22 protein-coding genes and 2 tRNA genes are annotated in these 25,779 nt (G+C 62.3%); 19 read left to right on the top strand and 5 right to left on the bottom strand.

Features of this window, described 5'->3' with window-relative positions; all coding sequences use genetic code 11:
* Positions 1-312 precede the first annotated feature (312 nt).
* Positions 313-388, top strand: a tRNA-Asp gene (locus ABIB44_RS13515).
* Between the two features lie 66 nt (positions 389-454).
* Here ABIB44_RS13515 and ABIB44_RS13510 read toward each other — a convergent pair.
* On the bottom strand, positions 455-1,489 hold the full coding sequence (locus tag ABIB44_RS13510) for a LacI family DNA-binding transcriptional regulator (RefSeq protein ID WP_354585172.1): 1,035 nt from the start codon (positions 1,487-1,489) through the stop codon (positions 455-457).
* 770 nt (positions 1,490-2,259) lie between these two features.
* On the opposite strand from ABIB44_RS13510, the gene ABIB44_RS13505 reads away from it, so the two are divergent.
* The 3 genes from ABIB44_RS13505 (at position 2,260) to ABIB44_RS13495 (ending at position 6,766) form a co-directional block, all read left to right on the top strand.
* Positions 2,260-4,320: a cellulase family glycosylhydrolase gene (locus tag ABIB44_RS13505; RefSeq protein ID WP_354585171.1), complete on the top strand. Its 2,061-nt coding sequence runs from the start codon at positions 2,260-2,262 to the stop codon at positions 4,318-4,320.
* 30 nt (positions 4,321-4,350) lie between these two features.
* Complete coding sequence (locus ABIB44_RS13500; protein WP_354585170.1) at positions 4,351-5,844, top strand: glycoside hydrolase family 30 protein; 1,494 nt, start codon at positions 4,351-4,353, stop codon at positions 5,842-5,844.
* A gap of 145 nt (positions 5,845-5,989) precedes the next feature.
* Positions 5,990-6,766: a GDSL-type esterase/lipase family protein gene (locus ABIB44_RS13495; RefSeq protein ID WP_354585169.1), complete on the top strand. Its 777-nt coding sequence runs from the start codon at positions 5,990-5,992 to the stop codon at positions 6,764-6,766.
* A gap of 50 nt (positions 6,767-6,816) precedes the next feature.
* Here ABIB44_RS13495 and ABIB44_RS13490 read toward each other — a convergent pair whose 3' ends face one another.
* On the bottom strand, positions 6,817-7,458 hold the full coding sequence (locus tag ABIB44_RS13490; protein ID WP_354585168.1) for a sce7726 family protein: 642 nt from the start codon (positions 7,456-7,458) through the stop codon (positions 6,817-6,819).
* A 31-nt stretch (positions 7,459-7,489) separates the two neighbouring features.
* Positions 7,490-7,918, bottom strand: coding sequence for a hypothetical protein (locus ABIB44_RS13485; RefSeq protein WP_354585167.1), 429 nt, complete (start codon positions 7,916-7,918; stop codon positions 7,490-7,492).
* Between the two features lie 339 nt (positions 7,919-8,257).
* Between ABIB44_RS13485 and ABIB44_RS13480 the strand changes: the two genes are divergently transcribed.
* The 10 genes from ABIB44_RS13480 (at position 8,258) to ABIB44_RS13435 (ending at position 17,675) form a co-directional block, all read left to right on the top strand.
* On the top strand, positions 8,258-9,334 hold the full coding sequence (locus tag ABIB44_RS13480; RefSeq protein ID WP_354585166.1) for a glycosyltransferase family protein: 1,077 nt from the start codon (positions 8,258-8,260) through the stop codon (positions 9,332-9,334).
* Positions 9,335-9,460: 126 nt separating this feature from the next.
* Positions 9,461-10,267, top strand: coding sequence for a cytidylyltransferase domain-containing protein (locus ABIB44_RS13475; RefSeq protein ID WP_354585165.1), 807 nt, complete (start codon positions 9,461-9,463; stop codon positions 10,265-10,267).
* Positions 10,268-10,374: 107 nt separating this feature from the next.
* Entirely contained in the window at positions 10,375-11,232 is an 858-nt protein-coding gene (locus tag ABIB44_RS13470; RefSeq protein ID WP_354585164.1) for a transketolase, read from the top strand.
* A gap of 141 nt (positions 11,233-11,373) precedes the next feature.
* Positions 11,374-12,327 (top strand): transketolase family protein, encoded by a 954-nt coding sequence (locus ABIB44_RS13465; protein ID WP_354585163.1) that lies wholly within the window; start codon positions 11,374-11,376, stop codon positions 12,325-12,327.
* 147 nt (positions 12,328-12,474) lie between these two features.
* Positions 12,475-13,809, top strand: a complete 1,335-nt coding sequence (locus ABIB44_RS13460) for an aminotransferase class III-fold pyridoxal phosphate-dependent enzyme (protein ID WP_354585162.1) — start codon at positions 12,475-12,477, stop codon at positions 13,807-13,809.
* A 77-nt stretch (positions 13,810-13,886) separates the two neighbouring features.
* Positions 13,887-14,693, top strand: a complete 807-nt coding sequence (locus ABIB44_RS13455) for an SDR family oxidoreductase (protein WP_354585161.1) — start codon at positions 13,887-13,889, stop codon at positions 14,691-14,693.
* Between the two features lie 95 nt (positions 14,694-14,788).
* Positions 14,789-15,679, top strand: a complete 891-nt coding sequence (locus ABIB44_RS13450; protein WP_354585160.1) for an N-acetylneuraminate synthase family protein — start codon at positions 14,789-14,791, stop codon at positions 15,677-15,679.
* A gap of 165 nt (positions 15,680-15,844) precedes the next feature.
* On the top strand, positions 15,845-16,840 hold the full coding sequence (locus ABIB44_RS13445) for a sterol desaturase family protein (protein WP_354585159.1): 996 nt from the start codon (positions 15,845-15,847) through the stop codon (positions 16,838-16,840).
* On the top strand, positions 16,837-17,208 hold the full coding sequence (locus ABIB44_RS13440) for a DMT family transporter (RefSeq protein ID WP_354585158.1): 372 nt from the start codon (positions 16,837-16,839) through the stop codon (positions 17,206-17,208). The genes ABIB44_RS13445 and ABIB44_RS13440 overlap by 4 nt, the downstream gene beginning before the upstream one ends.
* A gap of 200 nt (positions 17,209-17,408) precedes the next feature.
* Positions 17,409-17,675, top strand: coding sequence for a hypothetical protein (locus ABIB44_RS13435; RefSeq protein WP_354585157.1), 267 nt, complete (start codon positions 17,409-17,411; stop codon positions 17,673-17,675).
* A 97-nt stretch (positions 17,676-17,772) separates the two neighbouring features.
* Here ABIB44_RS13435 and ABIB44_RS13430 read toward each other — a convergent pair.
* Positions 17,773-17,846: transfer RNA gene (locus ABIB44_RS13430), tRNA-Ile, on the bottom strand.
* Between the two features lie 99 nt (positions 17,847-17,945).
* On the opposite strand from ABIB44_RS13430, the gene ABIB44_RS13425 reads away from it, so the two are divergent.
* From ABIB44_RS13425 to ABIB44_RS13415, 3 genes are all read left to right on the top strand, one after another.
* A complete protein-coding gene (locus ABIB44_RS13425; protein WP_354585156.1) occupies positions 17,946-18,611 on the top strand; it encodes an HAD family hydrolase in 666 nt (221 codons plus the stop codon).
* Positions 18,568-19,821, top strand: coding sequence for a site-2 protease family protein (locus ABIB44_RS13420; RefSeq protein WP_354585155.1), 1,254 nt, complete (start codon positions 18,568-18,570; stop codon positions 19,819-19,821). The genes ABIB44_RS13425 and ABIB44_RS13420 overlap by 44 nt, the downstream gene beginning before the upstream one ends.
* 73 nt (positions 19,822-19,894) lie before the next feature.
* Positions 19,895-20,530: a hypothetical protein gene (locus ABIB44_RS13415; protein ID WP_354585154.1), complete on the top strand. Its 636-nt coding sequence runs from the start codon at positions 19,895-19,897 to the stop codon at positions 20,528-20,530.
* Positions 20,531-20,618: 88 nt separating this feature from the next.
* Here the strand turns inward: ABIB44_RS13415 and ABIB44_RS13410 are convergent, their stop codons facing one another.
* Positions 20,619-21,809, bottom strand: coding sequence for a phosphoglycerate kinase (locus ABIB44_RS13410; RefSeq protein ID WP_354585153.1), 1,191 nt, complete (start codon positions 21,807-21,809; stop codon positions 20,619-20,621).
* Positions 21,810-22,015: 206 nt separating this feature from the next.
* Between ABIB44_RS13410 and ABIB44_RS13405 the strand changes: the two genes are divergently transcribed.
* Both ABIB44_RS13405 and ABIB44_RS13400 read left to right on the top strand, forming a co-directional pair.
* On the top strand, positions 22,016-24,778 hold the full coding sequence (locus tag ABIB44_RS13405) for a D-alanine--D-alanine ligase family protein (protein ID WP_354585152.1): 2,763 nt from the start codon (positions 22,016-22,018) through the stop codon (positions 24,776-24,778).
* Positions 24,779-24,874: 96 nt separating this feature from the next.
* Entirely contained in the window at positions 24,875-25,636 is a 762-nt protein-coding gene (locus ABIB44_RS13400) for a PASTA domain-containing protein (RefSeq protein ID WP_354585151.1), read from the top strand.
* Positions 25,637-25,779 lie beyond the last annotated feature (143 nt).

The following is a 25,779-nucleotide window of genomic DNA, read 5'->3' as shown; positions in this document are numbered from 1 at the left end:
GCGCCGCTATCCGCCTGACATTCATGATGGACCACTTACTGGGGTCGGGGCACTTTTTTCAGGCCCGGCGGCCGACGTGCTTTTGCTTTCACGTTATTTGAGCCCTAGATTGGCCCTTTATTCAGACACAAAGGATTGAGATAAGCCGGGCGGCGCAATCCATGATTCCAGCTAATAGACGAAGTTTCTGACTTCTCAACCGGGCCGGCCGAGGCCCTAATTGTGTACATTATGCAACTATTAACACAAAAATAATCTTATTAAATATTTGCTTATTGCCAAATAGTTGTTTAAGTTTGAATTACCAAACCTTGTGGGGTGGCGGAACTGGCAGACGCGCTAGCCTATCTCGCTAGTACAATTAGAGGTTCGAATCCTCTCTCTACAGCAAAGTCCCGGTCGTACCAACGGCCGGGACTTTTCGCGTTTGGGCCCGGGCCTGGCTTGTGCCAGCTTACCGGCGCTGCGACGACTCGCGCACAATTAGCCGGGGCTTGAGCACCACGTTGCGGGGCTGGGCCAGGCGGTCGGGGTTGGGGTTGAGGATTTTCTGGAGCAGGCGCACGGCCGAGATGCCCATGGTTTCGCAGCCCTGGTCCACTGAGGTCAGGTTGGGCTCGGTGAGGGTGGCAAAGGCTTCGTTGCTGAAGCCGGCCACGGCCACGTCGTGCGGCACGCGCAGGCCGTGGGCTTTGATAACCTGCATGGCCCCGGCCGCCGCCAAATCATTGGAGCCAAACACGGCATCGGGCCGCTGGGCCAGCTTCAGCATCTCGGCAATGGCCCGGGCCCCGCCCTGCTGGCTCATTTCGCACTGCGCGATGTACTCCTCGTTGATTTCGAGGCCGTGGGCGGTGAGGGCGTCGCGGTAGCCCTGGTGGCGGTTGCGGTGGATGTTGAGCTGGCGCGGACCGGTGAGGTGGGCAATGCGGGTGCAGCCTTGCTCGATGAGGTGCGACACCACCTGATAGGCACCCAGGTAATCATCCAGAATTACGGCGCTCACGTTATCGCCCCGGAAATTGTCCAGCACGCGGTCGAAAAACACCAGCGGCACGTTTTGCTGCCGGGCCAGCTCGAAGTGGCTGAAGTCGGTGGTCGTGTTGGCCAGCGACACCAGAATGCCCTCGACCTGCGAATTTATCAGCAGCTCAATGTTCTTCTTTTCCTGGGCCGCATTTTCGTTCGACTGGAAAATCATAACACTGAAGCCGGCCTTGCTGGCCTCGGCGGCAATGCCGTCGAGCACCTGCGGGAAAAAGTGGCCGGTGATGTGCGGCACGAGTACCCCAATGGTGTGGGTGCGGCCCCGGCGCAGCGAAGCCGCCAGTTGGTTGGGCTGGTAGTGGAGCTCGGCGGCGAGCTGGCGCACACGCCGCTTAGTGGCCTCGCTCACGTCCTTGTGGTCGGCCAGGGCGCGCGACACCGTGGAGGGCGAAAGCTGAAGAGCCGTGGCCAAATCGGTGAGGGAAGCCCGGCGAGTTTGCATCTTATTGAAAGATTAAGCGTCAAATTAAAAAGCCTGGCTCCCCTGCGCCGGGCACGCACCACCGGTTTCGCGGCCGGCCGCGGCACGGGCTCGGGCGGCCGCGCTCGCTCGGAGTGCCCGCCATTTCGGGCTAAGTTAATGGCCAGAGAACTTTCCTGACCGGATTTTGCGTGTTGTCCAATTGTTAATTTCCGATTCGGGCTGCTGCCCCGCGCACTGGCAATAGCCCGCGGCTAGCCGCCACCCCCACCTGCTGCGCCGCCTGAGATGAAGGTGACGCGCAGGCATCTCACTCCCGATTCGCCCCCCAGTTGGCGCGCGGATGCAGCGGTTGCTACGGCGGCCGCAAGCCGCGCGCCGCAGCCAGGGCAATTGGCCGGCGGGGCGGTGCACCCCGGCTTTTGGTTGTATTCGCCCAGCAAAAAAGAGGCACGCTGGGCGGGCCGCCCCTGGTGGGCCGCTTGGTTGCGGCAACCACGATTCTGCCCTCACCGCACCCAGCCTGGTCGTAAGCTGCAGCCCGAGGCTGGGTTTTATGCGTGTTTTTTAACGAATATTTTGAAGGTGATGAACGAAGAAAAGGGCGGCGCGGGGCTGGTTTAGCGTGTGCCCTAGGTGTATGATGCCAGACGCAAAAGGCCGCGAATGTTGCCAGTAGGCCGTTTTTGCCCGCTTTCGCTACTCGGGTGGCGGCTACATTTGCTTGCCCCGGGCGGGCCTTGGCCCGGGCACAGGGATTTTTTAGCTACCCCACTCTTCCCCCGTTCCGTATGCGCATTAACCAGGCACCCTGCTACCTCGCCGCCTTCGGCAGCGCTTGCTTTCGCGGGCGCTGGCTGCTGCTGCTGCTGGCGCTGCTGGGCCCGGCCACCGCCGCCCGAGCCCAGAGTTTCCTGCACGCCGCCGGACCCAAAATCGTGAACGCCGCCAACCAGGAAGTACTGCTGAACGGCGTGAACCTCGGCGGCTGGAATTTACAGGAAGGCTACATTATTAAGCCGGGCTGGGCAGGCATTGGCGGTAAGCAAACGCAGGGCGCGGTGAAGCAAACCCTCTACGCCGCCGGCATGACCGACGCGGCCGTGGAAGCCTTCTACCAAGGCTACCGCAACAACTTTATTACCAAGCCCGACATTGATTTCCTGGCTTCGCAGGGTTTCAACTGCATCCGGCTGCCGCTGCACTACGACCTGTTTTTGACGCCCGCGCAACGGGCCGTGCGCAACGATGTGCTGCACGGCACCACCACCTACGCGGCCTATGTGAGCTCGCTCACTGGCTGGTACAACAGCAGCCAGCTGTTCACCGACCCAGCCAATATGGAGGCCTACCGCCTGATTGACAACGTACTGACCTGGTGCGCGGCTAATAACATGTACGTGGTGTTCGACCTGCACGCCGCTCCCGGCTCGCAGGGTACCGACGTGAATATCGCCGATGCCCTGCAGCCGCTGGATTTGTGGAACCAGCCCATTTACCAGGACATCACGGTGCGGCTGTGGGAAAAGCTGGCGGCCCGCTATAAGAACGACGCCCGGGTGGCGATGTACGACCTGCTGAACGAACCCAACAACGTGCCCGCCAATCAGCCGATTCACGACCTGTTCGAGCGGCTCATTAATGCCGTGCGGGCGCAGGGCGACAACCACTTGCTGCTGCTCGAAGGCAATGGCTACGGCAACGATTTCAACCAGCTCACCAAGAACAGTTTCACCAATCAGGCCAACCTGGTTTACAACTCGCACCGCTACAGTGGCGCGGGCTATTTGCTGGACAACAACGTGGGCAGCACCGACGCGGGCAATCCCAACAGCCTGCGCACTATTGGCAACCTCACCCGCTTCCGCAGCACCTGGAACGTGCCCATCTGGGTGGGCGAAACCGGCGAAAACACCGACGCCTGGATGCACGACGCGGCCCAGAGCCTGAACTCGGTGGGCATTGGCTGGTGCCATTGGACGTACAAGCGCTTCGAAAACGGCAACAACGCGGCGCTGCTGCACATTCCGCCGCCCTACATCGTGGACGGCCCGGCCGGACTGCCCCAAGTGCTCACCAACATTCTGTTTGCCAGCGCCGTCCCCAACACCGCGCTCGCAGCCCTGGCCCCCAACCAGAACAGCATCGTGAACTACCCCGACGGCGGCAGCTACCAGGGCCTCGCGGTGGCCCCGCTCAACCGCGTGGTGTGGCTGCGGGGCAGCAACGGCAAATTCGTGTCGAGCGAAGGCGGCTTCCAGGCCATGACCTGCAAGCGGGCCATCTACGGGGCCTGGGAGCAGTTTGCGGTGGAAGCCGTGGGCAGCGGCAAAGTGTCCCTGCGCAACAGCGTTACCAACGGCTACGTGTCGTCGGAGAACGGCACGCAGGCCATGTCCTGCACCCGCGCTACGGCGGGAGCCTCCGAGCGGTTCGATTGGGTTATCAACGCCGACGGTACCATTTCGCTGCGCGGCAGCAACGGCGGCTACGTGTCGTCGGAAAACGGCACGCAGGCCATAACCTGCACCCGAACCACGCTGGCCGCCACCGAGAAATTTCTGTTTGGCGTGGTGGGCAGCACGGTCTTGGCCAGCGGCCGGGCCAAAGCGGCCGCGGCCGGCTTCTACCCCAGTCCGGTACTGAACGCGCTTACCTACGAGGTACCCAGCAGCGTGGTAACCCACCGCCTCACCGTGGTAGACACCACCGGCCGCCAGGTGCTGGCCCTGACCTGCGAGGCCGTGGGCGGGCAGAATACTGTGGATATTTCCGCCCTTAAAACGGGCCTTTACGTTGTTCGTCTCGTGGGTTCCAATTTCACTTCCGCATTCAAATTCACGAAGCAATAGCGTTTATTGCTGCGTAATTCCCTTCCCGCTATGTCCTCAAAATTCCCGCCGCTCCTGTTCCTTTCGGCCCTGGCTTTTGGCCCCGCCGGCGCGCAAAAAGCCCCCGCCGCCAAAGCAGTCGGGCCGGCCAAACCGGCTATGGCCGCTTACTCGGCGGCCGGCAAAACGGCCCGTGTTTTTGCCACGGTGCAGGGCAGCAGCCAGCGTTTGGCGGCCGGCAGCGACCTCCGGTTCGCGCCGGCCGCGCAGCCGCTCGAAACGCAGGTTTGCGTGTTTGTCGACCCCGGCCACTCGTTTCAGACCATGCTGGGCATTGGCGGGGCCCTCACCGATGCCTCGGCCGAAACCTTCGCCAAGCTGCCCAAGCCCCAGCAGCAGGAGTTTCTCAAGGCCTATTACAGCCCAACGGGTGGCATTGGCTACACGCTGGGCCGCACCAGCATTCACAGCTCCGACTTTTCGAGCGCCAGCTACACCTATGTGGCCGAGAAGGATGAAGCCCTGAAAACGTTCAGCGTGCAGCACGACGAGCAATTCCGCATTCCCTTCATCAAGCAGGTGATGGCGGCCGCCGGTGGGCAGCTCACCCTGTTTGTGAGCCCCTGGAGCCCGCCCGGCTGGATGAAAACCAACGGCGAGATGCTGCACGGCGGCAAGCTGCTGCCCCAGTACCGCCAGGCCTGGGCCAACTACTACGTAAAGTTCATCAAAGCCTACGAGCAGCAGGGCATTCCCGTTTGGGGCCTCACGGTGCAGAACGAGCCCATGGCCACCCAAAAATGGGAGTCGTGCGTGTTTAGTGGCGAAGAAGAGCGGGATTTCATCAAGGGCTACCTCGGCCCCACGCTGGCCAAGGGCGGCTTGGGCGGCAAGAAGCTCATTGCCTGGGACCACAACCGCGACCTGCTGTTTCAGCGGGCCAGCACCGTGCTCAGCGACCCCGAAGCGGCCAAGTACGTGTGGGGCATCGGCTACCACTGGTACGAAACCTGGACCGGCAGCAGCATGCTCTTCGATAATGAGAAGCGGGTGCACGAGGCTTTCCCCAACACCAACCTGCTGTTCACCGAGGGCTGCAAGGAGGACTTCGACCTGGCCAAGGTCGATGACTGGAAGCTGGGCGAGAAATACGGCAACTCGATGATTAACGACTTCAACGCCGGCACCGTGGGCTGGACCGACTGGAACGTACTGCTCGACGAAACCGGCGGCCCCAACCACGTCGGCAACTTCTGCTTCGCCCCCGTCATCGCCGACACCAAGGCCGGCAAGCTGATTTATACCAGCGCCTACTACTACATCGGCCACTTCTCGAAATTCATCCGGCCCGGTGCCAAGCGCATCAGCGCCGCCGCCAACCGCGACGCCCTGCAAACCACCGCCTACCGCAACCCCGACGGCAGCGTGGCCGTGGTGGTGATGAACCAGACCGACAAGCCCCAGGATTTCCAGCTTTGGATGCGCGGCCAGGGTGCCAAAACCACGGCCGCCGCGCATTCTATCATGACGCTGGTGGTGAATTAGACGGTTAATTTGTCAATCAGCCCGTCATGCGTCCGCTGGCGTCCGCTGGCCGAAGCATCCCTAATCCAGTCGCTGCAACGACGCGGCAGAGGTGCTTCGGCCAGCGGACGCCAGCGGAAGCATAACGCGCTAATTAGCATTCGGCATGACTTTCCCCCAACTTCTGCGCGCCGCGCTGCTGCTGACCGGCCTGCTCCTGAGCCCCACCGCCCGCGCCCAGCAACCCACCGACGCCGACGCCAAAAAAGCGGCCGACGAGGCCTACCGCCAGCGCCAGGATTACCTGCTGCGCAACGACTGGCCCAACCTGCAGCAGTACGCGGCGGCCAACCAGCGCCTGCCCGCGCCCCGGCCCGGCCGGCCCCGGGTGGTCATCATCGGCAACTCCATCACCGAGGGTTGGGTGAAGCAGGATTCGGCTTTTTTCCGGGGCAGGGCTTACGAGTATGTGGGCCGGGGCATTGGCGGCCAGGCCTCGGGCCAGACGGTGCTACGTTTCCGGGCCGATGTGCTGGACCTGCACCCGGCCGTGGTCGTTATGCTGGTGGGCACCAACGACGTGGCCGAAAACAACGGCCCCTACAACCCGCAGCATACGCTGAATAACATCATGACAATGTGCGAGCTGGCCCGGGCCCACGGCATCGGGGTAGTGCTGGGTGCGGTAGCTCCCAGCACCGATTTCTGGTGGCATAAGGGGCTGAATCCGGCCCCGAAAATCCTGGCGCTCAACGAGCGCATCGAAGCCTACGCCGCCCAGCAGCACTTCACTTATTACGACCTGCACACCGCCCTGAAAGACGACCAGAACGGCCTTAAAAAAGCCTACGGCGCCGACGGCGTGCACCCCAACCTCGCCGGCTACCGCGCAATGGAACCCCTACTCAACGAGGCCGTAGCCAGGGCGCTGAAAAAGAAATAATACCCGTCGCCGGACGCGAGTGCCCTACACTTTATTGCGAAGCACTCGCACTACAAGGCCGTTTTCCTGCGCCCGGCGGGCTTCTTCTTCTTGGCCTTAGGCCGCGCCTTTTTGCGGCGGGGCGGCAAGCGGTCGCGCTCGGCCTTGCGCTCGGCCCGCATGAGCAGGCGCTCGGGCAGCCGGGCCATGAGACGGTCGCGCACGTACTGCGCCAAGCTGGACAGCGGTACCGTATTCGTAGTGCGCAGAAACTGGCCAATTTCCCGGCTGCGCAGCGTGCTGGCCCCCGCCAGCCCCCGGGCCAGCAGGAATTGCTTCACCTCTTCCAGCAGAATCAGCCGGGCCAGCGGGGCCAGCGATACGGTGGCATTGTAGCCGGCGGCGCGGTGCGGCCGCAGCCCTTCGGCCGAAGCCACCAGCACGCCCACCCACTCGGGCAGCAGCGGCAGCAGCTTGGGCAGGTGCTTTTCGGTGATGATGAAGGTGACAAAGTCGTAGACTTCGCCGTAGCAGCGCAGCTGGTTGGCCACCCGTTGCAGGGTGTCGCCGTCGCCCTTCACCTCGTAGCCGTGCATGAAGTGCGCGGTGATGTGCACCACGTCGGCCCGGGTGGTACCGGTGGGCAGCTCATCAATGCGCACGCCACCCAGCAGCAGCGGGTAGAGCAGGGCGCGGATTTCCGGGTCGTTCATGGCGGGCCCGAAATTACGGCGGGTTGGCCGGCTATTCCACGCCGGCTTCCACCAGCTGGCAGTGGCGGAGCCAGGCTTCGGCTTCGCTCACCTGCTGAAAAATCTGCACCACCAGCCCACCCACCTCGGCCCCGCGCAAATAGGTGGTGATGGTATCGGACAAGGCATCGGCCTGCACCACGTGGGCCACGTAGCGCAGGCCCAGCTGCCGGGACTGCGGCACCCACACGCGCTCCAGCCAGTCGACCGAATCGAACCAGGGGCCCGTCAGGGTTGAGTTGTCGTTGAGCAGGTAGGCGCAGTGCAGCTCGGCCAGCTTGCGCAGGTAGTTGTCGGCTCCATCGAAGGCCTCTATCGGGTCAACAAAGCCGCGCCAGGTGGCCCGCAGCCATCCTTCCTCGTCGAGGGTGAGGATGCAGCGGCTGCCATCGGTGTCGGGCATGGTGGAGGACATGAGCATGGCAGCGGGCGAATGGACAGTGAGTGGAACCGGCTCTGCGCGGTTGGCGGCAGGGGCCCCTTTCAACGAAAAACCCTACGGCAAGGATGCGTGGAAAGGGCGAACGACAAAGGTAGACGGGCAGACCAGGTATCGGGCGTACGCAGAAGCGCGTATTTTTGGACGTAGGCCGCCCCTTACCACCCCGTTTAACTTACGTACGGGTGGAGAAGTCCGCCATCGTGCCGGTTTTGGGTCTGCCGTGCCTGGCAACGGGCCCAAACCGTGCGTGCGGGCTGGCGGTTGCACAGTTGAATACCGGGGAAGACGTAATTTCGCGATTCCTGCCTTTCTTGCCGCATGTCCCGAAAAAAGGTTCTGTTTCTCATTGGCTCGCCCAACCAGACCACGCAGATGCACCAGATTGCGCAGCTGCTGGACGACGAGTTTGAGCCCTATTTCAGCCAGCTCTATTACGACGGCTGGCAGCGCGGCTTCTACCAATTCCTACTCTGGAGCAAGGGCCTGGACAAAACCATCGTTACCGGAAAAATAAAGGCCAAAGCCGACAGGTACCTGGCCGAGCACGGCCTGCGCAATGATTTCGAGGCCCGCGTATTTGGCAACACGTACGACCTCATCGTGTGCTGCTCCGACGTAGTGGTACCCTGGCCACTGGTAAAAAAGACGAAGACCATTTTCGTGCAGGAAGGCATGACCGACCCGCTCAACCGCTGGGCGCGGCTGGTGCGGCGTTTTACCCGCTTCCCCATCCTGGCCATCGGCACGGCCCTCAACGGCATGAACAACTGCTGCGACATCTACTGCGTGGCTTCGGAAGGCTACCGCGAGCACTTCGCCCGCGTGGGCGTTGCGGCCGACAAGCTCATTGTAACGGGCATTCCCAATTTCGACCACATTGAGCGGGTGCGGCACAACGACTTCCCGCACCACGGCTACGTGCTGGTAGCTACTTCGGACCTCCGCGAAACCTTCACCCCCGAAAACCGCCCCAAATTCATCCGCGAGTGCGCCCGCATCGCGGCTGGCCGGCCGCTGGCCTTCAAGCTGCACCCCAACGAAGAACTCCCCCGCGCCGTGGACGAAATAAAGGCGCACGCCCCGCCCGGCACGCTAATTTTTACCGAAGGCAACACCGACCACATGATTGCCAACTGCCTGGAGCTCATCACTCAATATTCGACGGTGGTGTATGTGGGGCTGGCCTTGGGCAAGCCGGTGCATTCCTATTTCGACGTAGCCGACCTGCGCCGCAAGCTGCCCTGGCAGAACGGCGGCACCTCGGCCCGGCGCATCGCGGCCATTTGCCGGGGCTTTGGCCGGTTTGCGGGCAGCGGGCCGGACTTTTTGCGGCAGCTCGATGCCGAGGCCTTTGCAGTCGTGGCCGAGCCGGTAGCCGCAGCAGTGCAGCGGTAGCATTGGGCAGCAGTATTTTAAGAAGTTATTAACCAAATTCTTACCAACTAACCAGTTGCCCGGCCGACCAATTTTAGCGTATTTCCGTTTCTTGACCGCCTACGCGGTAACTGCCACCGCCCGCCTATGCCTCTCCCCCAGATTCTGACCGTTGTGCAGGCCCGCATGGGCTCGTCGCGCCTGCCGGGCAAGGTGCTGCTGCCGCTGGCCGGCCAGCCCCTGCTGGTGCGCATGGTGCAGCGGGTGCAACGCGCCCGCCTGGCCGGCACCGTGGTCGTAGCCACCACCACCGAGGCCGCCGATGATGCCATTGCGGAGCTGTGCGTCGCCCACGGCGTCGAGTGTTTTCGGGGCGATGCGCTGGACTTGCTCGACCGCCACTACCAGGCCGCCCGCCACTACGGGGCCGACGTGGTGCTGAAAATCCCCTCCGACTGCCCGCTCATCGACCCGGCCGTGATTGACGAAGTAGTGCGTTTTTACCTCGATTTTGCCGAGCGCTACGACTACGTAGGCAACCTGCACCCTGCTACCTTCCCCGACGGCAACGACGTGGAAGTAATGCCCATGGTAGCCTTGGAAACGGCCTGGCGCGAAGCCCGGCGGCCCTTGGAGCGCGAGCACACCACCCCTTTTTTCTGGGAGAATCCCGGCCGCTTTCGGCTGGGCAATGTGGAGTGGGGAGCTGGCCTCGATTACTCAATGAGCCACCGCTGGACCATCGACTACCCCGAAGATTACGATTTCATAAAGGCCGTGTATGACGGGCTCCACCCCACGAACCCGACCTTTGGCCTACCGGATATCCTGGCGCTACTCGAAAAACACCCCGCCATTGCCCAGCTGAATGCCCGCTACGCCGGCGTAAACTGGTACCGCAACCACTTGGATGAGCTGAAAACCGTCGATTCCTCGCAAACCCGAACCCCGTAGTAATGGGGCTTCGCTGTCCTTCGGTTGCCCCCGCCCGGCCGTTCGCACTTACCTCTCATTCCGTTTTCCGTTCAACGACGGGCGGGGACAAGCCCCGCACCCTACTTATGACTGACCAAAAACGCAAAGAACTCGAAGCCCTGGCCCTGCGCGTGCGTGAGCACATCGTGCGCCTGAGCACCGACGGCGGTTGCTTTACCGGGGCGTCGCTGAGCTGCGCCGACCTACTGGTGTACCTCTACGCCGACTGCCTGAACGTGCGGCCCGACAACCTGACCGACCCCACCCGCGACTACCTGTTCCTGAGCAAGGGCCACGACGTGCCGGCCCTCTACGGCACGTTCGTGGAGCTCGGCTTTATGTCGAAGGAGCGGCTCGACCAGCACCTGAGCACCGACGACCACATTTACTGGCACCCCAACCGGCACGTGCCGGGCGTAGAATTTCACTCGGGCTCGCTCGGGCACCTGCCCAGCGTGGCCCTGGGCGTGGCCATGGACTGCCGCATGCGCGGCCAGAACAACAAGGTCATCGTCATCACCGGCGACGGCGAACTGAACGAGGGCACCGTGTGGGAAAGCCTGCTGGTAGCCAGCGCGCACCAGGTCAACAACCTCACGCTGGTGGTCGACCGCAACCACTTTCAGGCCAACGTGGCCACCGAAGACCTGATTCCGCTGGAGCCCATGGCGCCCAAGTTCGAGGCTTTCGGCTGCGAGGTGCGGCGCATCGACGGGCACGACTTCGCGCAGTTGGAAGCCGCGTTCGCGGCCCTGCCCTTTTCCGCCACGAAGCCTTCGGTCATCATCTGCGACACGGTGCGCGGGCGCGGCCTGCCCAGTATCGAGGCGCGGGCCGATAGGTGGTTCTGCAACTTCTCGGCGGAAGAAGTGACGGCGCTGCTGAAGGAGCTGCACACCCAGGAAGCCACCCGCCTCACCAGCGAAACGCTGACGGTGCGGTAAATAAAAACCGTAAAGGAACGTCATGCTGAGCGCAGCCGAAGCATCTCTACCGCTTCGTTGCAATAGCGTTGATTACTACTGCGGTAGAGATGCTTCGGCTACGCTCAGCATGACGTGCCAACGATTTAGGTAAACAAGACCATGACTTACGAAGAGCTAATCAAAGAAACCGCCCTCGCCGATGAGCGCATCGTGGTGATGACGGCCGAAAACCGCGCCCTTATCCGCAGCCTGCCGGCTGTGCTCGGCCCGCGCTTTATTGATACCGGCATTACTGAGCAGACGCTCATTGGCGCGGCGGCTGGGCTGGCCCTGCGCGGGCGCGTGCCGGTGGTGCACGCGCTGGCCACTTTCCTCACGCTGCGGGCCTTCGAATTTATCCGCACCGACGTAGGCATCGGCCAGCTGCCGGTGAAGCTCAGCGGCTTTGTGCCCGGCTTCCTCTCCGACGGCAACGGCCCCACCCACCAGGCCATTGAGGACGTGAGCCTGATGCGCGGCATCCCAGGCATGACGGTTTTCGCCCCCGCCGACGAACAGGACATGCTGGCCATGCTGCCCGCCATCTGGGCGTCGCCCGCGCCGGCCTACGTGCGCATCAACACCCGTCCGGCCACCTACGCGCACGCCCCCTTCGAAATGGGCAAGGCCGAAATCGTGGCCGAGGGCACCGACGTCACCATCCTCACCTACGGCATGCTCTTCGAGCAGACGCTGGTGGCCCGCGAGCTGCTGCAAGCCCAGGGCAAGTCCGTGGGCCTCCTCAACCTGCGTAGCCTCAAGCCCATCGACGAAGCGGCGCTGCTGGCCGTGGTGCGGCGCGGCAGCCTCATCGTCACGGTAGAGGACCATTTTATCACCGGCGGCCTGTATTCCATTCTGGCCGAGGTGTTGCTGCGCAACCAGCTCACGGCCCGCGTGCTGCCGCTGGCGCTGGAGGAGCGGTGGTACCGACCCGGCCGCCTCAGCGCCGTGCTCGAATACGAGGGCTTCACCGGGCAGCACATCGCCCGGCGTATTACGGAGCATTTGGGCGAATCGGGCGCGAGTATTGCGGCCGGCCCGGCGGTGCTGGAAAACCAGTTTGCGGAATAACCGAGCGAAACCCAACAGAACGTCATGCTGAGCGCAGCCGAAGCATCTCTACCCCAGTAGTAATTAAAGCTGATACAACGAAGCGGTAGAGATGCTTCGGCTGCGCTCAGCATGACGTTCAGAATTAATCGATTAACACCCCACCCTATGCCCAATACCGTTTCTTCCAACGAAAACTACCCCGACATCACCAAGTCGGACGAGCTCTACGCCCGCGCTCAACGCATCATGACACCGGTGACCCAGACGCTCGCCAAAGGTCCTGGCCAGTACACCAAGGGCGTGAGTCCCAAGTACGTGAAGCGCGCCAAAGGCTCCCACATCTGGGACGTGGACGGCAACGAGTACCTTGACTTCCAGATGGGTATCGGCCCCATTTCCCTCGGCTACGCCTACGAGCGGGTTGATAATGCCATCAAAAAACAGCTCGAAGACGGCATTACTTTCTCGATGATGCACGAGCTGGAAGTGGAGCTCTCGGAGCTGATTCACGAGATTATTCCCAACGCCGAAAGCATCCGCATCAGCAAGACCGGCGCGGACGTTTGCTCGGCGGCGGTGCGCGTGGCGCGGGCCTTCACCGGCCGCGACAAAGTGCTGTGCTGCGGCTACCACGGCTGGCACGACTGGTACATCGGCACCACCAGCCGCGACAAGGGAATCCCGCAGGAAACCAAGGATTTGACCGCCGCCTTTGAATACAACAACCTCAACTCGCTGAAAGCCCTGCTCGACGAAAACGTGGCCTGCGTGATTCTGGAGCCGTTTATTTTCGATGCGCCTAAGGACAATTTCCTGCACGAGGTAGCCCGGCTGTGCAAGGAGAACGGCACGCTGCTGATTTTTGACGAGATGTGGACCGGCTTCCGCGTGGCGGTGGGTGGCGCGCAGGAGTACTTCGGCATCACCCCCGATTTGGCGGTGTATTCCAAGGCGTTTGCCAACGGCATGCCCATTGCCCTGCTCACCGGCCGGCGCGACGTGATGGAGCTATTTGAGCAGGACGTGTTCTTCTTCACCACGTTCGGCGGCGAGGCCCTGAGCATGGCCGCCGCCGTGGCCACCATCGCCGAAATGCGCGAAAAGAATGTGCCCGCCCGCCTCGCCGAACAGGGCAAAAAGCTCAAGGACGGCTACAACGAAATCGCCGCCGAGCTGGGCCTGACCAGCTACACCAAGTGCTACGGCTACGACTGCCGCAGCATCGTCACCTTCGACCCTTCGGCCGGCAACGGCATGGAGCTAAAGGCTTTCATGCAGCAGGAACTGTTCAAGCGCGGCATCATGTGGGGCGGCTTCCACAATATGTGCTTCTCGCACTCGGATGAGGACGTAGCCTACACCCTCTCGACCTACCGCGAGGTGCTGCCGCTGCTCAAAGCGGCCATCGAAGCCGGTGATGTAGCCGCCCGCCTGCTGGGCGAACCGGTGGAAGCCGTGTTCCGCAAGGTGACCAATGCCGCACCGGCGAAGGTGAAGTAAGAACACGCTTTATAAAATGAACGTCATGCTGAGCGCAGCATGACGGTCTGATTTTTAGTTAAGACATAGCAGACAACTTGAACCTCTTCGACCTCACCAACAAAACCGCCATCGTCACCGGGGCCTGCGGACTCATCGGCCGGCAGCACTGCGCGGCCCTGGCTGCCGCCGGGGCCAACGTGGTCGTGGCCGACCTGAATGCCGAAGCGGCCGCCACGGTAGCCTTTGGGCTGGGCGGCGGCCCGCATCTGGCGGTGGCCGTGGATGTAACCAGCCCGGAGTCGCTGACCGCCGCGCGCGACCAGATTCTGGCCCGCTTCGGCCATATCGACGTGCTGGTGAACAATGCCGCCATCAACGACATGTTCGAGAATCCGGCCCTGGCGGCTGAGTTGAGCAAGTTTGAAAACTTTCCGCTGGCCACCTTTCAGAAAGTGCTGGACGTGAACGTAACGGGGGTATTTCTGGCGGCGCAGGTATTCGGTACGCCCATGGCGCAGCAGGGCCACGGCAGCATCATCAACGTGGCCAGCACCTACGGCCTCGTGGGGCCCGACCAGAGCATTTACCGCAACGAGGCCGGCGAGCAAACCTTTTATAAATCACCCTCCTACCCCATGACCAAGGGCGCGGTGGTGAACTTCACCCGCTACCTGGCCGCCTATTGGGGCGCGGCCGGCGTGCGCGTGAACACCCTGTCGCCCGGCGGGGTAGAGAACAGCCAGGACGAATTTTTCATTAAGCAATACAGCGCCAAGACGCCGCTCGGCCGCATGGCCACGCCTACCGACTACCAGGGTGCCATCGTCTTTCTGGCGTCGGATGCCTCGGCTTACATGACCGGGGCTAACCTGGTCGTGGACGGCGGCTGGACGGCCATTTAAATCCTTGTAGCGCATGCTTTAGCTTGCGCTTAAACCAACTGGGCACAAGCTAAAGTATGTGCTACAATCAACTTCACCTTTTCACCTTTCGCCTTATGCAAGCTGTTGAGATTCATAAAAACCGGTTTATTGGCGCGGGCCACCCGGCCTACATCATTGCCGAAATCGGCATCAACCACAACGGCTCGCTCGACCTGGCCAAGCAGCTGATTGCCGAAGCCGCCAAGGCCGGTTGCGACGCCGTGAAATTTCAGAAGCGCACGCCCGAGCTGTGCGTGCCCAAAGACCAGTGGGAAAAGCAGCGCGACACCCCCTGGGGCCGCATGAGCTACATCGACTACAAGCGCAAAACTGAGTTCGGCCAGGCCGAATACACGGCCATCGACGACTATTGCCGGGCCCTGGGCATCGACTGGTTTGCCTCGTGCTGGGACGAGCCGTCGGTGGATTTCATGGAACAATTCGCGCCCGTGCTCTACAAAATGGCCTCCGCCTCGCTCACCGATAAGCCCCTGCTCGACCGCGTGCGCGCCACCGGCCGCCCGCTGATGCTGAGCACCGGCATGAGCACGCTGGATGAAATTAACCAAGCCGTGAAATGGGTGGGGCTCGATAAGCTGATGATTGCGCACTCCACCTCCTCCTATCCCTGCCCGCCCGCCGAATTGAACCTCCGCATGGTGCCCGTGCTGCAAGCCATGTTCCCGACCACGCCCATCGGTTACTCGGGCCACGAAACCGGCCTGGCTACCACCGTGGCTGCCGTCACGCTGGGCGCCGCCTTCGTGGAGCGCCATTTCACGCTGGACCGCGCCATGTGGGGCTCCGACCACGCCGCCTCCGTCGAGCCCGGCGGCATGGCCAAGCTCGTGCGCGACATCCGCGACGTGGAGGAAGGTCTCGGCGATGGCGTGAAGCGCGTGTACGACTCGGAGCTGGAGCCCCGCGCCCGCCTGCGCCGCGAGCTGACGCCGAACCAGGAATAGGGCTTACGGGTTAAACTCTCGAACCGCCTAAACATAAACAGAACGTCATGCTGAGCGCAGCCGAAGCATCTCTACCGCACTAGTAAATGAATTACTTCCCCGGTAGAGATGCTTCGGCTGCGCTCAGCATGACGTTCTTTCGATAAACAAGAAGCCGCCCACCCCATGCACCACGTCGAACTCATTACCACGGCCATTCTGCTCGTCTGGGTGGCCATCGTGATTACGCTGGAGCGGATTATTCCCTACCGCAGAGGCCTGCCGTTCTTCCGTGAAGGCTTCTGGACGGACCTCGTGCTCTACACCTTCGTGCAGAGTTTTGCCTTGAAAATCGTCATTTTCGATTATATCATTCTGCCGCTCGACCAGCATTTCGGCTTCTCGAAGCTGCATTTTGTGACGGGCTGGCCCATCTGGGCGCAGGTGCTGTTTTTCGTGATTACCCACGACTTTTACATCTACTGGTTTCATCGGTTTCAGCACAGCAGCCCGCTTTTTTGGCGCACCCACGAGGCGCACCACTCGGGCAAGCAGGTCGACTGGCTGGCCGGCTCCCGCTCGCACGCCCTGGAAATTATTATCAACCAGACCATCGAGTTTGCGCCGATTATCCTGCTCGGGGCCGACCCCATGGTGGTGCCCATCAAGGCCTGCATCGATGCCGTATGGGGCATCTGGATTCACTGCAACATCGACGTGCGCTCGGGCCGCCTGCAGTACTTCATCAACGGCCCCGAGATGCACCTCTGGCACCACGCCGACCACGAGGAAGTGTTCTACGCCAACTTCTCGACCAAATTTGCCTTCTGGGACTGGATTTTTGGCACCGCCTACCGGCCCGACCACAAGCCTCTGAAGTGGGGCCTGCCCTACGCTTTTCCGAAGGATTACTTCAGTCAGCACGTTTTTTCCGTGGCTCGTTTCGATGAGGAAGACCTGGCCCGACGCTCCTGGCTGTTCCGCGGCTACCACGGCCTACGCAGCCGGCTGCTGACCAAACTTACCAACCGGGTACCTGCCCTGCGCCCGCTACATGGCTGGCCCGTGCCCGAACCACATACGACGACCATTCCGGCGCAGCGGCCGGGCGGTAATTTTAGCGCAGCTCCGGCCCCCATCGCTTCTTCTCACCCTCCCATCGCTGCCGCTTCGTCCCGTTGATTAATCCCTGGTTTTCCCTGTTTCTGGCCTCTTTTATGGAGGTTTGCTGGACGTATAGCCTCAAGGCGCTGAGCATGCAGCGCATCAAGGAAATAGCCTGGGCGCATAGTCTGGGGCAGCCCACGCTGCTGCTGCCGGTGCTGCCGCTGCTGGCCTACGTAGCTTTTGGGCTGGCCAACGTCATTTTTCTATCGCAGGCCATGCGCAGCATTCCCACTGCTACGGCCTACTCGGCCTGGATGGCGCTGGCCGTAGTCGGCATCAAGCTCGTGGACGTGCTCTATCTCAAACAGCCGTTTTCGTGGCTGAGCGTATTCTATACCAGCCTGATAATTGTGGGCGTACTGGGCCTGCGGCGGCTGGAGTAGCCCCTGCCCGGAGCACCGCACTGCCCCCACCGGAAGCAACGAGAAACGCCCACCCCATCGAGCAAATACCTGGCAATCGCACCAAATTGCGCCGCGCGTGGTTAGGCTTTGCGAACAAAACTGATTAGCCAACCCCGAAAAACCTTCGTTGGTCGGGCCGGGTTATTTCAGTTCCAAAACCGTTTTTATACCTTTCGTTTATGGAAGTCGCGAACCACACCTTTGCCGAAGCCACTTCGGCTGCCCCCTACCTGGATTATGCCTTTTGCGTGGATGCCGGCAACCGGCCGGCCAACCACGTGGGCGACTGGCCCGTGGAAGGCCAGGCCTACCCGGTGCGCGTGGTCGAGAGCCGGACCGAAGGCCTGGAGCTCGTGCACGTACTGGGCTTCGAAGGGGAGGCCCCTTACTTCAACGCATTTGCCCCGCACCGTTTCGAGCTATTCGAGCGGATGTGGCTCAATTAAGCCATCCGCAGCTACGGCAAAACCAGGAGACGCTTCTTCGCAGCAAACCGCGTTAATCATAAAAAAACCCCTTACGCTACGGCGAGGGGTTTTTTTGTGGGCCCACTTGGAATCGAACCAAGGACCTACTGATTATGAGTCAGTTGCTCTAACCGATTGAGCTATAGGCCCGGTGCCGGAGGCAGTCATCTTTCACCTCAACTCTGCCGTTTCCGGCGCTCCAACGAGGCAAAAGTACGACCTTCGCCCCTGCAAAACCAAAGCGGCCGTATGCTTCCTCATTTATTGTTTGATTTTGGCGGCGTCCTCATCGACATCGACTACGCTGCTACCCCCGCCGCCCTGCGCCGCCTGAGCCGCGCGGGCAGCGCCATCGAGTTTACCCAGGCCAGCCAGGCCGCGCTGTTCGATAAGTTTGAAACCGGCCACCTCTCGCCCGCCGAGTTTCGGGCCGGGCTGCGCGCAGCCTACGCCCTCGATGCTTCCGACGCCGACCTCGACGCGGCCTGGCACGCCATGCTGCTGGGCGTGCCGCCCGAGCGCCTGGCCCTGGTGGCCGAGCTGCGCCGGCAGGGCCACCAAACCGCCCTGCTCTCGAACACCAACGCCCTGCACATTGCCGAGATAAACCGACGGCTGGCCGGGCAGTACGGCTTTGCGCACGGCATCGCCGATGTGCTCGACCGGGTGTTTTATTCGCAGGAAGTGGGCCTGCGCAAGCCGGGCGAGGAAATTTTCCGGTACGTGCTGCGCGAAATGAACTGGCAGCCCGAAGACGTGTTGTTCATCGAAGACAGCCCGCAGCACGTGGCCACGGCCCGCCGCCTGGGGCTGCGGGTGCTGCACCTGGCCCCACCCCTCACCCTCACCGCCGCCCTGCCCGAAGCCCTCCGTGTCTTTCCCCGAGAATACGCCCCTACCCAGTCCCGAACCTGATTTCACCGGCTTTCCGGCTGACGCGGCCGCTCCCGAGCCAGCAGTAGCGGCGCGCCGCGCCCGCCGGCTGTTTCGGCGCTACGAGCGGCCGGCACTTTCAGCCGGCCGGACGGCGGCCCTGCACCTGGGCTTGTTTGTGCTCACGCTGCTCACCACCACGCTGGCCGGAGTGGTGCTCACGCGGGGTACGGTCGACCTGCTGCCGCTGGGGTTTTGGGAGTTTCCGGCGGCACCACAGCCGGGCGAGTGGGCGCGGGGGCTGGTCTTTGCGCTGCCGTTTCTGGGCGTGCTCACGGTACACGAGTTCGGGCATTACTTCGTGGCGCAGGCCAACCGGGTGCGCACGTCGCTGCCCTACTACATTCCGTTTCCGATGGGGCTGGGCACCTTTGGAGCGGTCATTCGGATTCGGGAACGGATTTTTTCGCGGCGCGAGTTTTTCGACATCGGGCTGGCCGGGCCGCTGGCGGGCTTTATGGTAGCGGTGGGCGTGCTGGCGTATGGCTTCACGCACCTGCCGCCGCTGGCGTACCTGTTTACTATTCACCCCGACTACGCGCGCTACGGGGCCGACTACGCCCGGCACGTGTACCCGCCCGGCGCGGTAGGGCTGGAACTGGCGCGCCCCCTACTCTACCGTGCGCTCGAAGCGCTGCTAGCCGACCCGGCCCGCGTGCCGCACCCTAACGAGCTGATGCACTACCCGGTACTGCTGGCCGGCGCGCTCAGCCTCTTCTTTACCGCCCTGAACCTGCTGCCCCTGGGCCAGCTCGACGGCGGCCACATTCTGTATGGCCTGCTGGGGCCGGCGCGCTCCAACCGCCTCATGCCCTGGCTATTTACAGGCTTTATCTTTTATGCGGGCCTGGGGATTTTTTCGGTGCGCGACGACTGGCAGTTCTGGGCCTATGGCGCACCGGTGTACGCGACCTACCTGGCCCTGATTTTCTGGCGGGTGCTGCCCCGGCCGCGGCAGGGCCTGCTGCTGGCGGCGGGCATCTGGGCGGCGCAGGTGGCGGCGGCCAGCTACTGGCCAGGTTTGGGCGGCAACCCCGGTTGGCTGGTGTTCGGGCTACTGCTGGGCCGGCTCACGGGCATCTACCACCCGCCCGCGCCCGACGAGCGGCCCCTGAGTACCGGCCGCCGGCTGCTGGGCTGGCTGATGCTCGTTATTTTTGTGCTTTGCTTCACCCCAAGCCCGTTTGCGTAGGGATTGAGGGAAATAAATGACTGCTGCTACCCTTTCTCTCCTACCCCCTTCTACCCTCTCCTTCAGCTCCCAAATGATTTTCACTCAAAAGCAGCTTTTTCAAGGTACGACCACCGTGGCTCTGCGGGCCGAAAGCCTGTACGTGTGCAAGCGCAACCCCCAGGGCGTAGCTACGCTCGAAACCGAAGTTCCCTACGAGGAGATTCTGCCGGTGAAGGCCGAAGAGAGTTGCCGGATTCCGGTAAATCAGCTGTTGCTCACGGCCCTGCTGCTGGCCTTTCTGGGCTATGAGCCCGTGCGGCACTGGCTGGCCACCGGCCATACCGACACCGCCTTGTACGGCTGGGGGTTGGTGCTGGGCCTGAACCTGCTGGCCAGCTACCTGCGCTTCGAGCAGCAATGGAGCACCTTTCGGCTGCAAACGGCGCACCTGGTCATCACGCTGGCCGGGCGGCCCTGGCAGCGTCGGCGGTTTCGGGCACTGGTGGCCGAGTTGGAGCGCCGCACCAAAACCTACCTGCGCGACGAGTACGGGCAAGTAAACCCATTGGGCTTCATTGAGCCGCAGCTGCGCCGGGTGGCCTGGCTGCGCGAGCTCGACGTGCTGAGTGCCCGCGAGGCCCAGGCCCTGAGCATGCGCCTCACCGGCCGCCGTCCCGATACCATGAACAGCATGGGCCAGGAGCTGGAATCGCCGTACCTGAACTAGCCACCAACGACGAAACCGCCGCTGCCAAGCAAAAAAATACCCCGGCCGCGTGTGCAGCCGGGGTATTTTTTTGCTTGGCAGCGGCGGTTTACCCCAGGGCCGTCACGCCGGGCAGCTCCTTGCCTTCCATGTACTCGAGCAGCGCGCCGCCGCCGGTCGAGATGTAGCTCACCTGCTCGCCAAAGCCCAGCTGCTGCACCGCCGCGGCCGAGTCGCCCCCGCCAATGAGCGAGTAGGCCCCGGCGGCCGTGGCCTCAGCAATGGCCTGGGCCACGTACTCGGTGCCGAGCGAGAAGCTGCTCATCTCGAACACGCCCATCGGACCGTTCCACAGAATGGTTTTGCTCTGGCGGATGATGGCGGCGAAGGCTTCGCGCGAGTCGGGGCCAAGGTCGAGGCCCATCCAACCGTCGGGGATGTGGTGGTTGGCGGCCACCTCCACGTTGGCATCGTTGGCAAACCGGTCGGCGATGAGCGAGTCGGCGGGCAGCATCAGGTTCACGCCTTTGTCTTTGGCTTTCTGAATGAGCTGGCGGGCCAGGTCCACCTTGTCGGCTTCCAGCAGCGAGCTGCCGACGTGGCCACCTTCGGCCACTGCAAACGTGTAGGCCATTCCCCCGCCGATGAGCAGGTTATCCACCTTATCGAGCAGCTTTTCGATGATGAGAATCTTATCCGAAATCTTGGCTCCGCCCATGATGGCGGTGAAGGGCCGCTCGGCATTTTCCAGCACCTTTTTGGCGTTGTCGATTTCAGATTGCAGCAGGTAGCCGCCCACCCGGTCCTGCGGAGCAAAGGAGTTGGCCATCACGGCCGTAGAGGCGTGGGCGCGGTGGGCCGTGCCGAAGGCATCGTTCACATACACAGTGCCGAGGCCGGCCAGCTTGGCGGCAAAGGCCGGGTCGCCGGCTTCCTCTTCCTTATAAAAGCGCACGTTATCCATCAACAGCACCTGGCCGGGCTGCAGGGCGGCGGCTTTCTGGGCGGCTTCGGCCCCGAGCACGTCGCCCCCGAACTGCACCTCACGGCCATATTCCTGCGAGAGGCGCGCCACAAGAGCTTCGAGCGAATACTTCTGCTCGAAGCCACCCTTGGGCCGGCCCAGGTGCGAGAGCAGCACCACGGAACCGCCGTCGTTCAGGATTTTCATCACCGAGCGGGTGGCCATGCGGATGCGCGTGTCGTCGGTGATGCGCAGGTCCTTATCGAGCGGTACGTTGAAATCGACGCGCATCACGGCGCGCTTGCCGGCAAAGTTGTAGGTATCGAGGGTGTTCATAAGGAGGAATGGGTGAAACGGTACGTAGGGGCAAAGAACGTCATGCTGAGCGAAGTCGAAGCATCTCTACCGCACAGCGTAATCCAATTGACAGGGATTTCTATTGCGGTAGGGATGCTTCGACTTCGTTCAGCATGACGTGCTAATTGGTTTACCGCTTCCACCCACCCAACTCCCCCGCCCCTCTCCTTACCTTTGCTGCACTTATGAAAATCGGTATTTTTTTCGGGGGCACTTCGCGCGAGCGGGAAATTTCTTTCGCCGGCGGCCGCACCGTGTTCGATAACCTGGACAAGGCGCTGTTTCAGCCCGTGCCCATCTTCGTCGACAGCCTGGGGCAGTTTATTCTGCTCGACTGGCAGTTTATTTACAAAGGCACCATCCGCGACTTTTACCCGCCGGTGAGCTCGCAGCCGCCATCGCTGCACCATTTGCAGGTATACATCGAAAGCCTGGGCGCGCTCAGCCACGACCAGAAGTTTGAGGCCATTGCCAAGGTGGGCCGCCAGGTGCAGCCCGAGCAGCTGCCGCTGCTGATGGACTTTGCCTTTCTGGCCCTGCACGGGCCGGGCGGTGAGGACGGGGCCATTCAGGGCCTGCTGGAGTGGCTGGGCATTCCGTATTCGGGCTCCGGCATTCTGCCCTCGGCATTTGGCATCGATAAAATTGCGCAGAAAAAGCTGTTGAAGGCGCTGGGCCAGCCCACGCCCGACTTCCGCGTCATCACGGCCGAGGAGTGGGACCGCACCGACCACGCTGCCACCCTCGCCTACCTGGTGCGCGAGCTGGGCCTGCCGCTGGTGCTGAAAGCGCCCCGCCAGGGCTCCAGCATCGGCGTGAGCATTCTGAATACCGACGACTTAGCCAAGTTTGAGGTCGCCGTCGAGAAGAGCCTGTTCCGCAAAACCCTGACCCGCGCCGACTGGGAGCGCCTAGGCGCGCAGGACAAAGTGGCCTGGGTGCAGCACCTGACCGATATCCGCGAGGGCATTGGCCTGCCCGTGGTGCTAAACGAGCAATTCGGCTCTCCCATAATCGAAGGTCCGGCCGACGACTCGCAGCTGGCCGAAGCCCCCGGCACCCAGCAGATTTTCCACCCCGAAACCCTGATTTTCGCGCTCGACCAAGCGTTTGAAACCGCCGAAACCATCCGCCTGACCAACGTGGACGGCGAAACCCAGGTGCTGGTGGAAAGCTTCGTGGCCGGCCGCGAGTTCAGCTGCATTGTGGTGGAAGACCCCAACGGCCTGCCGCTGGCCCTGCCGCCCACCGAGATTGTGAAGGGCGAAGAACTGTTCGACTACCGCTCGAAGTACCTGCCCGGCCTGGCCCGCAAAATCACGCCAATTGACCTGCCAGAGGATAAAATTCAGGAAATCCGCGAGGCGTGTGAGGATATGTTCCGCACGTTCGGCTTCCAGGTGTACGCCCGACTGGATGGGTTTGTGGGGCACGACGGCCAGCTGTATTTGAATGACCCGAACACGACTTCGGGCATGCTGCCGGCTTCGTTCTTCTTTCATCAGGCGGCCGAAATCGGACTCAATCCCAGCCAGTTTCTTACCTACCTCATCCGCACGTCGCTGGCGGCCCGCCGCCGCGCCGGCCTGCGCCCCGTGAAGCTGGGCACGCTACTTGAAAAGCTCGACGCGGCCGTGGCCGGCCGCCAGCACGAGGCCAACGAGCGCATTCGGGTGGCGGTGATAATGGGCGGCTACTCGTCGGAACGCCACATTTCGGTGGAGAGCGGCCGCAATATTTTCGAGAAGCTGAGCTCGTCGGCCAAGTATGCACCGGTGCCGGTATTCCTCACTGGCTCGGCCCAGGCGCACCAGCTCTACGTGCTGCCCGTGAACGTGATGCTGAAGGACAACGCCGACGACATTCGCGAGAAAATTGAGCACGCCGAAGCCGGCGAGGCCCCGCACCCCATCCTGGCCCGCATCCGCCAGGAGGCCAGCGCCATCACCAGTACCTACGCCGGACAGGCCTTGGTGCCGCCGCGCCGCATCTCGTTCGAGGAGCTGGCGGAGATGGTTGACGAGGTATTTATCGCCCTGCACGGCCGGCCCGGCGAGGACGGCGCATTGCAGCAGGAGTTGGAACGCTTCAACCTGCCCTACAACGGCTCGGGTGTGGCCAGCAGCAGCGTCACCATCAACAAGTTCGAAACCAACCAGCGCCTGCGCGCGGCCGGCCTGCTGGTGGCCGAGCACCGCATGGCCCCCAAGCTGGAGTGGCAGGCCGATGCCGCAAGCTTCTACCGCGCCCTCGAAACGCAGTTTCCCTACCCCTTTATTGCCAAGCCAGCCGACGACGGCTGCTCGTCGGCAGTGAAGAAAATCAAGAATCGCGCGGAGCTCGAAGCTTTCAGCCAGCTCATCTTCCGCACCGACGAGGACCTGCTGCCCGGGCCGGCCGGTGTGCTGAGCCTGGGCTTTAAGGAGGAGTTTCCGCGCAAGGATGCGTTCCTGGTCGAAACCCTCATCAGCCGCGACGGGGCGGCGCACTTCCTCGAAGTCACCGGCGGCCTGCTCACGTCCTACGACGAGGATGGCCTGCTCGACATCGAGGTTTTTGAGGCCAGCGAGGCCCTGGCCAATGGTGAGGTGCTAAGCCTGGAGGAGAAATTCCTGGCCGGCGAGGGCCAGAACATCACCCCCGCCCGCTACGACGTGGATGCCGTGGAGCGCCAGCGCATCTCAAACGAGGTGAAAGCCGTGCTGCGCCGCGTGGCCGAAGTGCTCGATATTCAGGGCTACGCCCGGATTGATGCCTTCGTGCGGGTGCGCCAGGAGGGCGAGGTGGAGGTGCTTATCATCGAGGTCAACTCGCTGCCGGGCATGACGCCGGCTACCTGCATCTTCCACCAAACGGCGCTGGCTGGCTACACGCCGTATCAGTTTATCGACCGGATTCTGGAATTCGGCAAGGCGCGGGCGGCAAAGGCAGTGAACAGGCAACAATGAACAGTGAATAACCTCCTGTTGAATTTGAGTCCTGTTCTTTCCCTCGTTTGAAAATCACTGTTAACTACTCACTGTTAACTGTTAACTGAATCTTAAATGGCCTTCCTTACCTCCAATACCCCGCTCGACGTGGTGAAACACCTCGTATTCATCGCCGGGGCGGGCCTGCTGCTCGTGCTGGGCTTTTTCTACGTGTACCTACCCGTGAGCACCCATCACGGCGAAACCATTACGGTGCCCAAGGTGACGGGCATGAACGTGGCCGACCTGGAGAAATACCTCGACGAGCGCAACCTCGCCTACTTCGTGGACGACTCCAGCTACAGCCCCAGCATCCGCCCCTTCACCGTGCTGGTGCAGGACCCTGCCCCGGGCGAAAAGGTGAAGGAAGGCCGCAAAATATACCTGCAGGTGAGCATGAAAAACCCGCCGGTCATCAAAATGCCCAAGCTCACCGACGGCTCCTCTAAAAACGCCATGCTCATCCTCAAAAGCTACGACCTCGTGGTGGGGCAGTTGCAGATGGTACCCGACCTGGCCTCGGGCGCGGTGCTGAAACAGCTGGTGAACGGCAAGGAAATCGCACCTGGCGCGCCCATCGCCAAAGGCACCAAAGTAGACCTCGTGGTGGGCGACGGCCAGGGTAACCAAACGTTTGCCGTGCCCGACCTCATCAAAATGCCCGAAGACGAGGCTATTACTGTACTCGTGGGTCAGGGCCTGCAAAAAGGCGAAATATTTGAGCAACCGGCCGAACCCGGCCAGACGCCCGGCACCGTGGTGCGCCAGCGCCCCGCCTACGGCCCCGATGCCACCATTCGCATGGGCCAGCTGGTCGATATCTGGATTGCGAAGTAGCCCGGCGCGCCGCAGCCCGGAACCTTTACGGCGTTGCTTATTGTGGCCATAAAGCACCTGTTTGCCCCGTGCAGGACCGCGACGGCGGCGTGCTACGCCGTGCACTTTTTACCCCTCCCCTGTCGTTAGCACCCCAACTACTC

The organism is Hymenobacter sp. UYCo722, assembly GCF_040547115.1.
Taxonomy (GTDB): Bacteria; Bacteroidota; Bacteroidia; order Cytophagales; family Hymenobacteraceae; genus Hymenobacter.
Note: the sequence above shows the minus strand (reverse complement) of the source record. Positions and strands in the feature narration are given on the sequence as shown.

Excerpts from the sequence above, each read along its gene's own strand:
- ABIB44_RS13510 (WP_354585172.1), bottom strand. The coding sequence starts at position 1,489 with ATGCAAACTCGCCGGGCTTCCCTCACCGATTTGGCCACGGCTCTTCAG.
- ABIB44_RS13505 (WP_354585171.1), top strand. The coding sequence starts at position 2,260 with ATGCGCATTAACCAGGCACCCTGCTACCTCGCCGCCTTCGGCAGCGCT.
- ABIB44_RS13500 (WP_354585170.1), top strand. The coding sequence starts at position 4,351 with ATGTCCTCAAAATTCCCGCCGCTCCTGTTCCTTTCGGCCCTGGCTTTT.
- ABIB44_RS13495 (WP_354585169.1), top strand. The coding sequence starts at position 5,990 with ATGACTTTCCCCCAACTTCTGCGCGCCGCGCTGCTGCTGACCGGCCTG.
- ABIB44_RS13490 (WP_354585168.1), bottom strand. The coding sequence starts at position 7,458 with ATGAACGACCCGGAAATCCGCGCCCTGCTCTACCCGCTGCTGCTGGGT.
- ABIB44_RS13485 (WP_354585167.1), bottom strand. The coding sequence starts at position 7,918 with ATGCTCATGTCCTCCACCATGCCCGACACCGATGGCAGCCGCTGCATC.
- ABIB44_RS13480 (WP_354585166.1), top strand. The coding sequence starts at position 8,258 with ATGTCCCGAAAAAAGGTTCTGTTTCTCATTGGCTCGCCCAACCAGACC.
- ABIB44_RS13475 (WP_354585165.1), top strand. The coding sequence starts at position 9,461 with ATGCCTCTCCCCCAGATTCTGACCGTTGTGCAGGCCCGCATGGGCTCG.
- ABIB44_RS13470 (WP_354585164.1), top strand. The coding sequence starts at position 10,375 with ATGACTGACCAAAAACGCAAAGAACTCGAAGCCCTGGCCCTGCGCGTG.
- ABIB44_RS13465 (WP_354585163.1), top strand. The coding sequence starts at position 11,374 with ATGACTTACGAAGAGCTAATCAAAGAAACCGCCCTCGCCGATGAGCGC.
- ABIB44_RS13460 (WP_354585162.1), top strand. The coding sequence starts at position 12,475 with ATGCCCAATACCGTTTCTTCCAACGAAAACTACCCCGACATCACCAAG.
- ABIB44_RS13450 (WP_354585160.1), top strand. The coding sequence starts at position 14,789 with ATGCAAGCTGTTGAGATTCATAAAAACCGGTTTATTGGCGCGGGCCAC.
- ABIB44_RS13445 (WP_354585159.1), top strand. The coding sequence starts at position 15,845 with ATGCACCACGTCGAACTCATTACCACGGCCATTCTGCTCGTCTGGGTG.
- ABIB44_RS13435 (WP_354585157.1), top strand. The coding sequence starts at position 17,409 with ATGGAAGTCGCGAACCACACCTTTGCCGAAGCCACTTCGGCTGCCCCC.
- ABIB44_RS13425 (WP_354585156.1), top strand. The coding sequence starts at position 17,946 with ATGCTTCCTCATTTATTGTTTGATTTTGGCGGCGTCCTCATCGACATC.
- ABIB44_RS13415 (WP_354585154.1), top strand. The coding sequence starts at position 19,895 with ATGATTTTCACTCAAAAGCAGCTTTTTCAAGGTACGACCACCGTGGCT.
- ABIB44_RS13410 (WP_354585153.1), bottom strand. The coding sequence starts at position 21,809 with ATGAACACCCTCGATACCTACAACTTTGCCGGCAAGCGCGCCGTGATG.
- ABIB44_RS13405 (WP_354585152.1), top strand. The coding sequence starts at position 22,016 with ATGAAAATCGGTATTTTTTTCGGGGGCACTTCGCGCGAGCGGGAAATT.
- ABIB44_RS13400 (WP_354585151.1), top strand. The coding sequence starts at position 24,875 with ATGGCCTTCCTTACCTCCAATACCCCGCTCGACGTGGTGAAACACCTC.